The organism is Pedobacter gandavensis (assembly GCF_032677645.1).
Lineage (GTDB): Bacteria > Bacteroidota > Bacteroidia > Sphingobacteriales > Sphingobacteriaceae > Pedobacter > Pedobacter gandavensis_A.
In genome coordinates this window covers 89,221-102,454 of the sequence record NZ_JAVTSB010000001.1, presented here as the reverse complement: position 1 = coordinate 102,454, position 13,234 = coordinate 89,221, and the positions used below count along the sequence as shown (strand labels likewise).

At 42.3% G+C, this 13,234-nt stretch carries 14 protein-coding genes; 7 read left to right on the top strand and 7 right to left on the bottom strand.

Annotated elements, in window-relative coordinates:
• Window positions 1-93: 93 nt before the first annotated feature.
• Window positions 94-2,394, bottom strand: coding sequence for a sodium-translocating pyrophosphatase (locus R2Q66_RS00360; RefSeq protein ID WP_316745789.1), 2,301 nt, complete (start codon window positions 2,392-2,394; stop codon window positions 94-96).
• A gap of 345 nt (window positions 2,395-2,739) precedes the next feature.
• On the opposite strand from R2Q66_RS00360, the gene R2Q66_RS00355 reads away from it, so the two are divergent.
• A complete protein-coding gene (locus tag R2Q66_RS00355; RefSeq protein WP_316745788.1) occupies window positions 2,740-4,203 on the top strand; it encodes an APC family permease in 1,464 nt (487 codons plus the stop codon).
• Between the two features lie 60 nt (window positions 4,204-4,263).
• Window positions 4,264-4,845 carry an XRE family transcriptional regulator gene (locus R2Q66_RS00350; protein ID WP_316745786.1) on the top strand — a complete coding sequence of 194 codons (582 nt, stop codon included), beginning with the start codon at window positions 4,264-4,266 and terminating at the stop codon, window positions 4,843-4,845.
• 44 nt (window positions 4,846-4,889) lie between these two features.
• Here the strand turns inward: R2Q66_RS00350 and R2Q66_RS00345 are convergent, their stop codons facing one another.
• Both R2Q66_RS00345 and R2Q66_RS00340 read right to left on the bottom strand, forming a co-directional pair.
• Entirely contained in the window at window positions 4,890-5,087 is a 198-nt protein-coding gene (locus tag R2Q66_RS00345; RefSeq protein WP_316745785.1) for a DUF5808 domain-containing protein, read from the bottom strand.
• Window positions 5,088-5,203: 116 nt separating this feature from the next.
• Window positions 5,204-5,356 (bottom strand): hypothetical protein, encoded by a 153-nt coding sequence (locus R2Q66_RS00340; RefSeq protein WP_316745783.1) that lies wholly within the window; start codon window positions 5,354-5,356, stop codon window positions 5,204-5,206.
• A gap of 180 nt (window positions 5,357-5,536) precedes the next feature.
• On the opposite strand from R2Q66_RS00340, the gene R2Q66_RS00335 reads away from it, so the two are divergent.
• Window positions 5,537-6,301 (top strand): DUF1269 domain-containing protein, encoded by a 765-nt coding sequence (locus tag R2Q66_RS00335; RefSeq protein WP_316745782.1) that lies wholly within the window; start codon window positions 5,537-5,539, stop codon window positions 6,299-6,301.
• Window positions 6,302-6,317: 16 nt separating this feature from the next.
• Here R2Q66_RS00335 and R2Q66_RS00330 read toward each other — a convergent pair whose 3' ends face one another.
• The 3 genes from R2Q66_RS00330 to R2Q66_RS00320 all read right to left on the bottom strand — a co-directional run bounded on the left by R2Q66_RS00330 (window position 6,318) and on the right by R2Q66_RS00320 (window position 8,537).
• A complete protein-coding gene (locus tag R2Q66_RS00330; protein WP_316745781.1) occupies window positions 6,318-7,265 on the bottom strand; it encodes a DMT family transporter in 948 nt (315 codons plus the stop codon).
• A 71-nt stretch (window positions 7,266-7,336) separates the two neighbouring features.
• Entirely contained in the window at window positions 7,337-7,906 is a 570-nt protein-coding gene (locus tag R2Q66_RS00325) for a Crp/Fnr family transcriptional regulator (RefSeq protein WP_316745780.1), read from the bottom strand.
• Between the two features lie 4 nt (window positions 7,907-7,910).
• Window positions 7,911-8,537, bottom strand: a complete 627-nt coding sequence (locus R2Q66_RS00320; protein ID WP_316745778.1) for a chloramphenicol acetyltransferase — start codon at window positions 8,535-8,537, stop codon at window positions 7,911-7,913.
• Between the two features lie 192 nt (window positions 8,538-8,729).
• On the opposite strand from R2Q66_RS00320, the gene R2Q66_RS00315 reads away from it, so the two are divergent.
• The 4 genes from R2Q66_RS00315 (at window position 8,730) to R2Q66_RS00300 (ending at window position 12,416) form a co-directional block, all read left to right on the top strand.
• Window positions 8,730-9,551 (top strand): universal stress protein, encoded by an 822-nt coding sequence (locus R2Q66_RS00315; protein ID WP_316745776.1) that lies wholly within the window; start codon window positions 8,730-8,732, stop codon window positions 9,549-9,551.
• Between the two features lie 209 nt (window positions 9,552-9,760).
• A complete protein-coding gene (locus R2Q66_RS00310; RefSeq protein WP_316745774.1) occupies window positions 9,761-10,228 on the top strand; it encodes a RidA family protein in 468 nt (155 codons plus the stop codon).
• 15 nt (window positions 10,229-10,243) lie between these two features.
• A complete protein-coding gene (locus R2Q66_RS00305; RefSeq protein WP_316745773.1) occupies window positions 10,244-11,266 on the top strand; it encodes a sugar kinase in 1,023 nt (340 codons plus the stop codon).
• 22 nt (window positions 11,267-11,288) lie between these two features.
• Window positions 11,289-12,416, top strand: a complete 1,128-nt coding sequence (locus tag R2Q66_RS00300; RefSeq protein ID WP_316745770.1) for a D-TA family PLP-dependent enzyme — start codon at window positions 11,289-11,291, stop codon at window positions 12,414-12,416.
• On the opposite strand, the gene R2Q66_RS00295 is transcribed toward R2Q66_RS00300, so the two are convergent.
• Complete coding sequence (locus R2Q66_RS00295; RefSeq protein ID WP_316745769.1) at window positions 12,417-13,193, bottom strand: DeoR/GlpR family DNA-binding transcription regulator; 777 nt, start codon at window positions 13,191-13,193, stop codon at window positions 12,417-12,419. It lies immediately after the preceding gene.
• Between the last annotated feature and the right edge of the window lie 41 nt (window positions 13,194-13,234).

The following is a 13,234-nucleotide window of genomic DNA, read 5'->3' as shown; positions in this document are numbered from 1 at the left end:
GGTTTGTAATCTGATTGTCAAACCTAAATAAAGATGTTTAAAAATAAAAGGGATTTTTATTCAAAATCCCTTTTATTAGTAACAATCGTGAAATTATGGTTTGACCGGGATCGTATCCAGCAGGTTCTTTAAAGTGTCAATCTGCTCTAATCCGTTCCCATCTATCGTTTTCATCACCCGGATTTCTTTGATGACTTCCTGTTGCGCTTTAATTTTTGGCATACCACTTATCGCAATATAAGGAGCAATAACAAGCGATACAATAGACATTAGCTTAATTAAAATGTTCATAGAAGGTCCTGAGGTATCTTTGAAGGGGTCACCTACCGTATCACCGGTAACAGAGGCTTTATGTGGTTCAGATTTTTTATAGAACATCTCCCCGTTAATTTCTACTCCTTTTTCGAAAGACTTTTTAGCATTGTCCCAGGCACCACCTGCATTACTCTGGAAAATTCCCATCAGTACACCGGAAACGGTAACACCTGCCAGTAAACCACCCAACATTTCTGCGGAACTCACTGAAGGAAACACCCCTTTAAAGCCGAAACCTACTATGATCGGTACCAATAAAGCAATTGCACCCGGCAACATCATTTCACGAATAGAGGCTTTGGTAGAAATGGCTACGCATTTTTCATACTCAGGTTTGGCTTTGTATTCCATAATCCCGGGGATTTCGCGGAACTGACGACGCACTTCCTGAACCATTTCCATCGCTGCTTTTCCTACCGCTGCAATACATAAGGCAGAAAAGATAAATGGAATCATGGCCCCAACAAACAAGGCGGCCAGTACCGGTGCTTTGTAAATGTCGATGGCATCAATGCCTGCAACACCCACAAAAGCGGCAAACAAGGCCAGTGAGGTTAGTGCAGCCGAAGCAATAGCAAATCCCTTACCCGTGGCGGCAGTGGTGTTTCCTACGGCATCCAGGTTGTCTGTACGCTCACGAACCTTTGGAGGAAGCTGGCTCATCTCTGCAATTCCACCGGCATTGTCGGCAATCGGGCCAAAGGCATCAATGGCAAGTTGCATGGCTGTAGTGGCCATCATACCGGCAGCAGCAATAGCCACACCATATAAACCGGCAAAAGCATAAGAGAAGATAATTCCGCCTGCCAGTACCAGGATAGGGGCTACGGTAGATTTCATCCCGACCGATAATCCGGCAATAATATTAGTAGCATGTCCTGTTCCGGACTGTTGAATAATTGATTTGACAGGGCCTTTACCCATTGCGGTGTAATATTCTGTAATGATACTCATGAGTGTACCCACCACCAGACCGACCAGAATGGCACAATAAACATCCATTTTAGTGAAATCTACGCCACGAAGGTGCAATTTTGGAGGCAGCATAAACATCACGATGAAGTAACAGGCAATCGCCGTAAGGACGATAGAACTCCAGTTGCCCAGATTTAAGGCGGTTTGTACATTAGAATCTTCGCCTTTAATACGTACAAACCAAGTGCCTACGATAGAGAAGAGGATCCCCAAGCCGCAGATGACCATCGGCAACAAAACCGGTGAAAAGCCATTCAGCTGATCCAGGGCCAGGCCATTTAGTTTGTCTACTACAATTTCCTGTCCCAATACCATAGTTGCCAGGATGGTGGCCACATAAGAACCGAATAAATCGGCACCCATACCCGCTACGTCACCAACATTATCACCTACATTATCGGCAATGGTAGCCGGGTTCCTGACATCATCTTCCGGAATTCCCGCTTCTACTTTACCCACTAAATCTGCACCAACATCGGCCGCTTTGGTATAAATACCACCACCAACACGGGCAAATAAAGCGATAGATTCTGCGCCTAAGGAAAAGCCGGTCAGTACTTCAATCGCTGTTTTCATTTCTGTACTGTTGGCAGAAACGACATTAAATACCTGTAGAAAAACGATAAATAAACCTCCTAAACCTAATATTGCCAATCCGGCAACGCCTAATCCCATCACTGTTCCGCCGGTAAAGGATACCTTTAAGGCCATAGATAAACTGGTTCTGGCGGCTTGTGTAGTCCTCACATTGGCTTTAGTGGCGGCTTTCATACCGATATATCCTGCAGTAGCAGAAAATACAGCACCAATAATGAAAGCAACCGCAATGATCCAGCTGGAATGTAAGGGAACGCCATTGATCTCATGAATGTTTCCGGACCAGGCGAGTAATGCGGCAGTAAAGACCACGAAAATGCTGAGTACTTTCCACTCGGCTTTCAGAAAGGCCATGGCGCCATCGGCTATATAGCCGGCAAGTTCCTGCATTTTCGCATCACCAGCATCTTGTTTGTTCACCCAGGCACTTTTTATGGCCATTACGAGGATGCCAATTAAACCCAGCAAGGGAATAAAGTAAATTAGATTTTTTTGTAAGAACTCCATACTTAGTTTAAGTTTATTTGGTTATTTAGTTGATTTACTGGGTATAGATTACTCCCTAGGATGGAGTTGCGCGTTCACAGATCAGATAGAGCTACGTAAAATTAACAGTGTTCCTTTAAAAAGCAAATTTTTAATGAACTGATTATTAAGGTTTTTTTATGAAAAATAATTTAATGTTTCGAAAGGCTTTACACCTCACCGCTTTTTAATTTTTTTAAATATATTAGCACAAACTAACCAAACAAAATGAAAGCATCAAATTGAACCACAATTAATTGTATGCCTGAATTTTGAAAACCAACAACCAAACCCTAAGGACTCTTCGAAGGGGTTAAGAACAAAAAAATGGAAAAAGAAAGTCAAGATGGCTCTTTCAAAAGAGAACTTGGATTATTAGATGGTACCATGCTGGTCGTAGGATCAATGATCGGCTCCGGTATTTTTATTGTCAGTGCGGATATTGCCAGACAAGTAGGCTCTGCGGGATGGCTGATCCTGATCTGGGTACTAACCGGACTGGTTACGGTAATCGCTGCCGTGAGTTACGGGGAGCTGAGTGCCATGTTTCCGAAAGCAGGTGGGCAATATGTGTACCTGAAAGAAGCTTACAATAAACTCATTGCTTTTCTCTATGGCTGGAGCTTTTTTGCGGTGATACAGACCGGAACGATTGCCGCGGTAGGTGTGGCTTTTTCTAAGTTTTCCGCCTATTTATATGAACCTTTAAGTGATACTAATATTCTCTGGCAATTACAAACGGGAACGGCTGCTAACGGAACACCGGAGTATTTTGCGTTGAATGCCGCACAGCTCGTCTCTATTGTGACCATTGTTTTCCTGACTTATCTCAACAGTCGTGGGGTAAAAGACAGCAAAACCTTGCAGACTTTCCTAACCATCATTAAAATATTATCATTAGCTGGCTTAATTGTTTTTGGTTTTACCCTGGGGGCAAAAACAGAAATATGGAATGCCAACTGGGCTGATGCCTGGAGCCTGAGGTCTATGAACGTAGAAACCGGTTCCTGGGTAACTATTGGTGGTTCTGTGCTTTTTGCCGCTATTTCTGCTTCTTTAGTCGGTTCTTTGTTTTCCAGTGATGCCTGGAATGGCGTTACTTTTATTGCAGGGGAGATCAAAAACCCGAAACGCAATGTCGGACTTAGCTTGTTTCTGGGGACTTTCATTGTTAGTGTGATTTATGTATTGGCCAATTTGATGTATGTGGCCGTGATTCCTATGAATGATATTGCCACCGCCAAATCTGATCGTGTAGCCGTAGTTGCTGCCCAGCATATTTTTGGAAATGCCGGAACCATCATCATCGCTTTGATGATCATGATTTCTACGTTTGCCTGTAATAACGGGCTGATTATGGCAGGAGCGAGGGTGTATTATACGATGGCTAAGGATGGTCTTTTCTTTAAGAAAGCCGCCGGCTTAAATAAGGCGGGCGTGCCTGCCTGGGCCTTATGGATTCAGTGTTTTTGGGCTTCAGCCTTATGCCTGACCGGTAAATATGGCGCACTCCTTGATTTTGTCATGATCATCGTGATGATCTTTTATATCCTGACGATTCTGGGTATTTTCATCCTGAGAAGAAAGATGCCCAATGCCGAACGTCCATACCGTGCTTTCGGTTATCCCGTATTACCAATGTTGTACATCATCTTCGCGACCGTTTTTTGTGTGTCTTTACTGATCACCAAAATGAGTACCTGCGGTTGGGGTGTAGTCATTATGCTGGCTGGAATTCCGGTGTATTATCTTACGAAACAAAAGCATAAAGACCTTGATCTGGTAAATTAAAACGATAAGATACTGTTGCTGCGGGTAGAATTTGATATTTTTGGACAATAATTAAGTACTATGGAAGAGGATGTAATCCTGAAAATCAGTTACCGGATAAAAGAAATCAGAAAAGAAAGAGGCATCACCATTCAGGAGTTAGCAGATCGTGCAGGAGTAAGCAAGGGCTTGATTTCTCAGATTGAAAATAACCGGACTGTGCCTTCCCTGATGGTTTTGATTGACATCATCAAATCACTTGATGTGGATTTAAACCAGTTTTTTAAAGATATTTCCGATAGAGCGAATAAAGCACCGGTAATAGTCAAAAGAAAGTCTGAATATGAATCATTTGAAAAGGAGCAGGCGCTGGGATTTTTATACCAGCGGATCCTCACTAAATCTATCAAAAATTCTACGGTAGATATTGTATTGCTGGAGCTGGAACCAAATGCTTCGAGGCCTATGGTGAGGACCGAGGCTTTTGAATACAAATACATCCTGGCAGGAAGTGTGAAATACCATTTTGAAGATCAGGATATTGAATTGTCAGCAGGCGATTCTTTACTTTTTGACGGCCGCTTAGCCCATACCCCAACAAATATCGGGAAGGATAAAGCGATCATGCTCATCGTTTACTTCTTTGAGGAAGTAAAGGCTTAATCTCCTGCTAAATCTGGCCCCTTCTTTAGCTCCCTCTGATTAGATTATGGGAGATAAAGAAGGGTATAGACAAACAGGATACTTATGGCCAGTAAAATGAGTATATTCATTTTATGCGCAAAGTTCAGCGTGTAGCCCATCGATCTTTCACGTTTAGGTACAATTAACCGGGAGTCTTGTGGGTTCCAATAGATGAATCCCATCTTATAATTTACCAGATTGTCTACAGGGTCTAAGTCCATTTTTGAGCAGGTTTTTAAGTGTTATCTTATAAATATATGGTTTTCAGTTAATTTATAAAACTCTGCTATAAAAATAATTACAATTTTTAAAAATAAATATACTCCTGTTTATTTCATTATTTCTCCTTCCTTACCTTAGTCTTTGTTTTTTTTATAAGAACCTTTTTCGCGTCTTTTGCGGAGGTCTGGTTCTCAGGCGCTGCTCCTTTTGCTTTTCGATCGGATTCGGCCATTTCTTTCTCCCTGGTTTTCTCTTCGCGATTTTTCATAACGGTATTTTTTAGTGTCAAATCTTTATAGATAAACAAGTGAAAAATAATTTGGTTTATTTCGGGTCCCCGGCAAAATTCAGTAGAACACGCAAAATCGGAGGAAGACAGTCTTGTATCAAAACAAAATATCTGCTGATTTGTAGTTATATCACGTAATTAAGAACAAAATACATTTCCATGGAAAAAATGATTCAAGCCCTATTCAATACAGAAGTAGAGGCATTTAAAGGTTTAAAGGCGTTGCAGGAATTAAACCTGACCAACGATATTTCAGTTGGTGAAACCTATATATTAACACGTGATGAAGATGGAAAAGTAAATATCCGTTCGGCAAAGAATGAGTCGACAGGAAATGGAGCCCTTACTGGTGGCGTGATTGGTGGTTTAATAGGGTTATTGGCTGGTCCGCTTGGATTTATCGTTGGCCTGGCTGGTGGAATGATTGCCGGCTCTGCAGGAGAAACCCTGAAAGCTGAGGGCGTATCAGATTACCTGGATCAGATTTCTGCGAATATTCCTGATGGTAAGTCTGTTTTGATTGCCCACGTTTGGGAAAATTGGGAAACACCTGTGGATGCTTTATTAGGTCCATTGAGTGTAGAGCTGAAACGTTATAATCTGGACGAGAAAGTTTTTGTTCCGGCAAGAACTGAACTGGATAAACTGAAAGCAGATATAGAGGCCGCAGAAGCTAAACTGAAAGAAGTAACGGAAGCTGAAAAAGCCGATTGGGAAAAGACGCTGGCGAATTTGAAAGCCAAACGTGCCGCTTTGGAAGATAAATTAAAAACCCATAACGAACATCAGGAGAAACAGTACGAAGAGTGGATCAACACATCTCCTGCAGAACAGCAAACAGAAGATGCGGAGAAACAAGCAAGACTTGAAACTAGAATTAAGGAGCAGAAAACGCGCCTTGATGCGATAAAAAAAGATAAATAAGTATTAAAAGCGGGCTTTAAGCGGCCCGCTTTGGTTTTTCTATATTCATTAATACGACTGCAAAAAGGATCAGGACTATGCCCCCGAACTGCATTAGATTAACCGGTTCTTTTAAGATAAAATGCGCCATTAGTACCGAAACCGGTATTTCCACGGCTGCGATAATAGTGCCCAGTCCGACTCCGGTAAGGGGCATCCCCATGGTAAAAAGTAAGGGTGGAAGGATGGTTCCGAAAAGTGCAAGAACGATTCCCCATCGCCAAAAGATGTCAAAGGAGAAATCCATGTTCAGGGAAGCATGGAAAATCAGCATAATGATGATCAGGCCACCAATGACCAGATACAGACTTCTTCTAATCACCGGCAAATGAAGCGCAATCCCATTAGACGCGTAAACGGTAATGGTGTAAGCTAATGCCGCCAGCATGCCGAAACCTACACCACGCCAGTCTAAAGTAACCGAAGATTGTAATAGGTTGGTTGCCAGTATCGTTCCGCCGATGATGATCAGGACGGAAATAATCTTTCGGTTTCCAGGTCGCTTTTTATGTAGGAACATTTCCAGAATCACCCCCATCCATACCGTTTGCATCAATAAAACAATGCCCACACTAACGGGGATATACTGAACAGATAAGTAATAGAACATGCTGGTTAGCCCCATGGCCGTGCCGGCAAACATTAATTTCAAGAGACTTTTCCAGTTGGATGTTGGCTTGCTTCCTGCTGTGGCTGCTACGCTGGACGCAGAGGCGGCTGCGTTTGTGGCTTGCTCCTTACTAAACAGCTTGCTGAACATACTGATGAGTAATAAACCAATCACGCCTATGGTAAACTGCGAGATGGTCACTTCTGCTGTGGTAAAACCTTCCTTATAAGACATTTTGACAAATGTTGCCAACATTCCATAACTCGCTGAACCCAGCCCCACTAAAATACTTCCTTTAATTAAGTTGTTTTTCATCAGATCCCTCTACTAATTGCTGCAAAGGAAGGGCTTTTTTAACCAGGAAATGTCAACATAGGTTGAGACTTTTACAATTCTGCTCTGATCCTGCTAAGTTGTGTTGGGGTAATGCCAAGATAGGAGGCGATATGGTGCAGTTTTAGTCGCTGTAATAAGAGCGGATGACTTTGTTTAAATTCTGCATACCGTAATCCGGCAGTTTCATGTTTCAGGCTGATTTCTCCGATTTCTTTTTCAATTACCCAATGTTGTTCCAGGTAATGGATATAAAACCTGGCGATGTCCGGAAACGCTATGGTTAGCAGACGAAAACCTTCAAAAGGGTAGCTGATGATTTCGGTAGGCTCTAAGGCCTGGATAGTAAATTTACCAGGTTCCTTTAAGAGCATGGCACTGGTGGAGGCCACCAGCGTTTGTTCAGGGAAGAATTTCTTGATGACGGTAGCGCCTTCTTTATCGGTATAGAAATAAGATAACAGTCCTTTTTGTACGAAAGAAACCCTTTTAGGGATACTGCCTTCCATCAACAAATATTCCTGTCTGGCTAGTTTCTGCGTACTCAGCAATTGCTGCCAGGCCTCCTTTGCAGCAGTTGAAATCGGCGTATAGCTGTTGATATATTTCCAGAATTCTTCCATCTTTTTATGCTTCGTTTAGCAGTTTCTGGAAGCGTTCCACAAACTGACCAACATGAAAACCATCCATTAAACCATGGTGAACATGGATCGATACTGACATGGTCTTTTTTCCTTCAGATTCCATCATTTTACCAAAGGAGATCTTCGGATTACTATCTGCCAGGGTAAAGCTTCTGGCATGCGACATGGATGTAAAATCTAGCCATGGCAGGGCCGAATAATGGATCACGCATTCTCCCGAGCCGGCAGGGAATAGTGAGGTGCTGTTTTTTACGGTTTCTATTTCTTTTTCCGCGATCACCTGGAACTCAGAAAAATCTTCGCGGTAATCCATATAAGAGAAGCCGAAAGATCCGTCCGCTCTGCCAACTGTTGGCGAGGCATTGACCTGATCAAAGATCCAAACCTGATCTTCCACAATACGGTAACGGAAGCAAGGAATCTGATTTGCGGCAAGTAATGATTTATGCAGGTAATGTAGGAAAAAAGAAATGCCTTTTGCTTTTGCTGTGGCATAGGCAATAGTACAGTCAACTTTGACGGTTACGCCAAAAAAGGGCTCTTCAAACTGGCTGAAGAAATGAAAATGGTCTTTTCTTGACCAGGTATTTAAGTCTAAAATTTGTGTCATGGTACTCAGGGAATAAAACGCTGATGCTTTAAAACAGGTCAAATATCGGTGTTTTGTCCAAAACATCCGGATTGTCATGCGGAATTAAGTTTATAGTTTGTTTAATGTCAAATTAGGTTCTAAAACCATTGTTCCTATGCTGATCAATGAAACTATTAGTTAATTTACGGATAACCTATATATTAATATCTTATGATTACAATCATTGTCGCAACAGATTTTTCCGATGTCGCAGAGAATGCAGTAGCTTATGCTGCAGCTGCCGCAAAACACAGCAAGGCCAGGCTGATTTTATTCAATTCTTATGCCCTTCCTCACCATGCTTCAAATACGATTTTAGCAGCTTCCAGTGTTCAGAAGTTAATTGACGATAACAATAGCCATTTGCAGGAGCGCGCATTTGATATCGCCAAAAACTACGGGATAGAAGTTGGTTTTGAAACCCGGTTTTCTTTTGTTAGGGATGAGTTGAGTGATGTGATTAAAAAGTATGAGGCTGACCTGCTCATTCTTGGAATGGGCTCTAAAACCCTGGAACAAGACCTGATTGGAAATACCACAACTGCCGCAATTAAGCAATTGAAGTTTCCGGTGATCGCCGTTCCGATCGGAGCAAAATTTGAAGGATTGAAAAAAATCTTATTTGCCTGTGATGTGCTTCGTGGTGTACCCGCGCAAATTCTGAAACGAATTCAGGAATTAGCCATCAGCCTGAATGCAGAGGTAGAAGTATTCCATGTGAATACTGCGATTCAAGAGTTACAATCCGGAGAACGTAACTTAACAGAAAAAGATGCCATTGGAAATGGCTTGGCGGGAGTGAGTTATTACTATAAAAACGTGAAGTCTAATGCCGTAATTAAGGAGATTGCAAAAGAAATTAAGGCATTTGATGCGGACCTTCTGATCATGATCCCTAATAAATATGGTTTCTGGGCCTCATTGGTACACCGTAGTAAAACGAGGGTAATGGCTTCCGGACTGGAAATTCCACTGTTCTCTATTCCACTTTAATTTTCATCAAACCAGCTGGTTTTAAAATAGAAATATATTCATACCCTACATAGATATGATGCAAATATTTTGCATCATATCTATGTAGGGTTTATTGTGTAGCTTAATTTCTTAGAAGCCTGAAATTTAAACCGCTTATTTGTGCAAAATTTATGCAAATTACTCCGGGATTGATATATTTGGTAAATTAGTATATTAATCAATTTCTCATGACAACATCTGCTCAAGACCGCTTTATAAAGTTAGGCTTAACCTTACCACCTGCCCCAAAACCTTTGGGAATCTATAAACCTTACCTGATTGATGGTAAATATTTGTACCTCTCTGGTCATGGTCCTGTCCAGAATGATGGTTCTTTAATTATCGGACGTGTTGGCGACGATATGGATAAAGATCAGGGAAAACTAGCTGCCCGTCAGGTTGGCTTAACCATGCTTTCTACCATTGTAACCAATCTTGGAAGTCTAAACTCCATCAAACGTGTCATTAAAGTATTGGGAATGGTAGGCTGTACTCCGGATTTCGGAAGTCATCCTTACGTGATCAATGGCTGTAGCGAACTGTTTGAATCGGTATGGGGTGCTGAAAATGGAATCGGTGTAAGAAGTGCAGTAGGGATGGGTTCTCTTCCTGATCATATTCCTGTAGAAATAGAAGCTTTATTTGAATTGGTTTAAGCTAATTTAGTACTCATGAATGCGACTCCACGTATTACCTGTTTTGGCGAACTTTTACTGCGTTTCAATACGCAAATGGGTTTGCGCTTTGTACAATCTAACGCTTTAAACATCCATGTTGCCGGTGCAGAAGCAAATGTTGCCGTGTTATTGGCCAGGTTAGGCCTGGACAGTAGGATGGTGAGCAGGGTTCCTGATCATGACCTGGCAGAAATGGCGCTTGGAGAATTGCGCAAGTATGGCGTAAATACCAGCGGAGTAGCTAAAGGAGGAGAACGATTGGGTACTTATTATGTAGAAAATGGCAATCATCTGCGCCCAACGCAAGTCATTTATGACCGTTCCGGTTCTGCTTACGCCCAATTGAAAACAGGTATGATCGATTGGGAAAAACAATTCGCAGAGACTACTTTATTTCATTGGTCGGGCATCGCGGCAGCATTATCTGGTAGCGCTGCGGAGGTTTGTAATGAGGCCATCGAACTCGCGTATAAAAAAGGAATCACCATTTCTGCAGATTTCAATTACCGCAGGAAGCTTTGGAATTATGGACTGGAACCAAAAGAAGTGATGCCGGATTTACTCCGCTATTGTAAAGTAGCAGTCGCAGATCTCGACAGTGTGGCCATTTATTTTGGCATCGATACGAAAGAAGGCCTGACTTACCGCGCCCGCTTTGAGCATTGCTTTTCACTTATCAAAGAAAAAATGCCCTTGCTCAACACGTTTGCCATGAGCTTTAGAGTGGTAGAGGGATTAAACCATGTTTATTTTGCCGGTGTAGCCCATGAAGGGGAATTTTATTATTCTACCATTCATGCCCTGCCATTCGTAACTGATCAGATTGGTACGGGTGATGCCTTTACTGCCGGATTGCTTTATGGGCTTTCTTCCGGTTTTAGTCCGGAAAAAATGATCGAATGGGCAACAGCATGTGGCGTCATGAAACAAAGTATTCATGGAGATTGGGCGCTGATCAATAAAGAAGAAATTGAAGCGTTTATAAAGAGTGGAATCTCCACAAAAATCAATAGGTAGAATAGCTATCAAACCTTAAAATATGGAAAACTGGCAGGAAATCTCTAATCTGGATCAATACGACACCCCCTTATTTGTGGTGTATGAAGACCGTGTTAAATATAATATTGAAATGGCACTTGCCTTGGTCTCCGGAGATTTATCCAGATTCCGACCGCACATCAAGACGCACAAAATGGGGGAGATGTTACAGATTTTCTCCGGCTATGGCATTCATAAAATCAAGTGTGCCACCATTGCCGAAGCAGAACTGGCCGCTTTAAATGGGATGACAGATATCATGATCGCTTATCAGCCGGTTGGATTTAAAATCCATAGAATGATGAACCTGATTAATACTTTTCCGGACTGTACATTTTCCTGTCTGGTAGACAACCTGGAGACCGCAAAAGAAATTGCTGCGGTAGCAAAAGAGGCAGGGTCTGTAGAAAATAAGGAAATACGCGTTTACCTGGACCTCAATACCGGGATGAACAGAACTGGTTTTCCGGTAGCAGAAAATGTGGTTGCTTTTGTGATGGCCTTAAAAGAAATCAGCGGCTTAAAGTTTATGGGCTTACACATTTATGATGGCCATATCCATGACCCTGATCCGGCTGTTCGTGCCGCGCGGGCAAAACCAGCGATGGATAAAGTGCTTGCCGATGCGGATGAACTGATCAAAAGCGGCTTTGCTGATCTAAAGATCGTGGCTGGTGGTTCCAATACCTTTTCTTTTTATTCGGGAATAGAAAGCGTAGAATGCAGCCCCGGAACCTTCGTTTTTTGGGATGAGAACTATAACAGGTTAATCCCTGAACTGAACTTTAAACCTGCTGCGGTATTGGTATGCAGCGTAATTTCTCTACCTGCACCTGGAATTTTATGTGTAGACCTGGGCTATAAATCAGTTTCCTCGGAAAATCCGATAGAGAAGCGGGTGGTTTTTCCATGGAATGATGACCTGACGCCAATCGGGCATTCTGAGGAACACCTCACTTTGAAACATATCGGACCAACCGATTATAAGGTCGGGGACCGGATTTACGGCCTCCCTTACCATGTATGTCCTTCCTGTGCGCTATATGAAGAAGCACAGGTGGTCAATGATCATCATCAGATCGAAAAAAGCTGGAGAATTAAAGCCAGGGATAAAAAGATCTCTATTTAACTATAGAAAAGTCAGGTTCGGATTAGTCCTTTTATAAGGGTCAAGTAATGGGGCATTCGGTGGAAGCTCCGTTACAATATAATCCACTTCTGATAAGTTGGCAATTTTGATCTTCATCGTAGAATTCAGTTTCTCGGAGATAGACACGATGGCCACCTTATCAGAAGAAGCCAGCATGGCTTTCTTTACCTGTACTGTATCCCAGTCAGAATCTGAAAAACCACCTTCAATATCCAATGCGTTGGTGCCCAGGATGCAAAGGTCGGTTTTAAGGTGTGAGAGCTGATTGAATACATCCCCGCTAAAGCACATCTGGCTATACGTAGAAATTTGTCCGCCAAGCATAATCGTCCTTACATTCGGTTTGTCCAGCAATTCTACCGCAGATAAAACACTCGCAGTTACAATCGTGATCCTCAGGTTTCCCGGAATCAGTTTAATAAATTCTCTGATCGTGGTGCCGCCACCCAGCAACAGCAACATGTCTTTTTTCAATAAAGGCAAGAGCTTCTGTGCAATGGTGATCTTATCGTCCTGCGAATAGGCTTTTTGCTCAGAAGTATGGTGATAAGCACTGGCCATCGCCCCACCTTTTACCTTGATCACCAAATTTTCTTTTTCCAGCTCATTAATGTCTCTTCTGATGGTATCTTCGGAGACATTGACGATCAATGCCAGGTGTTCAAATGTGGCGCGGGTATGGATGTTAATTTCTTTAACAATGAGCTGCTTGCGCTGTGCTTTTGTTAGTGGGGCTGCTTGTTGGTCGGTAGTCATTACTGATGGTATAATTACAATAATACGTCTTAATTATAAAA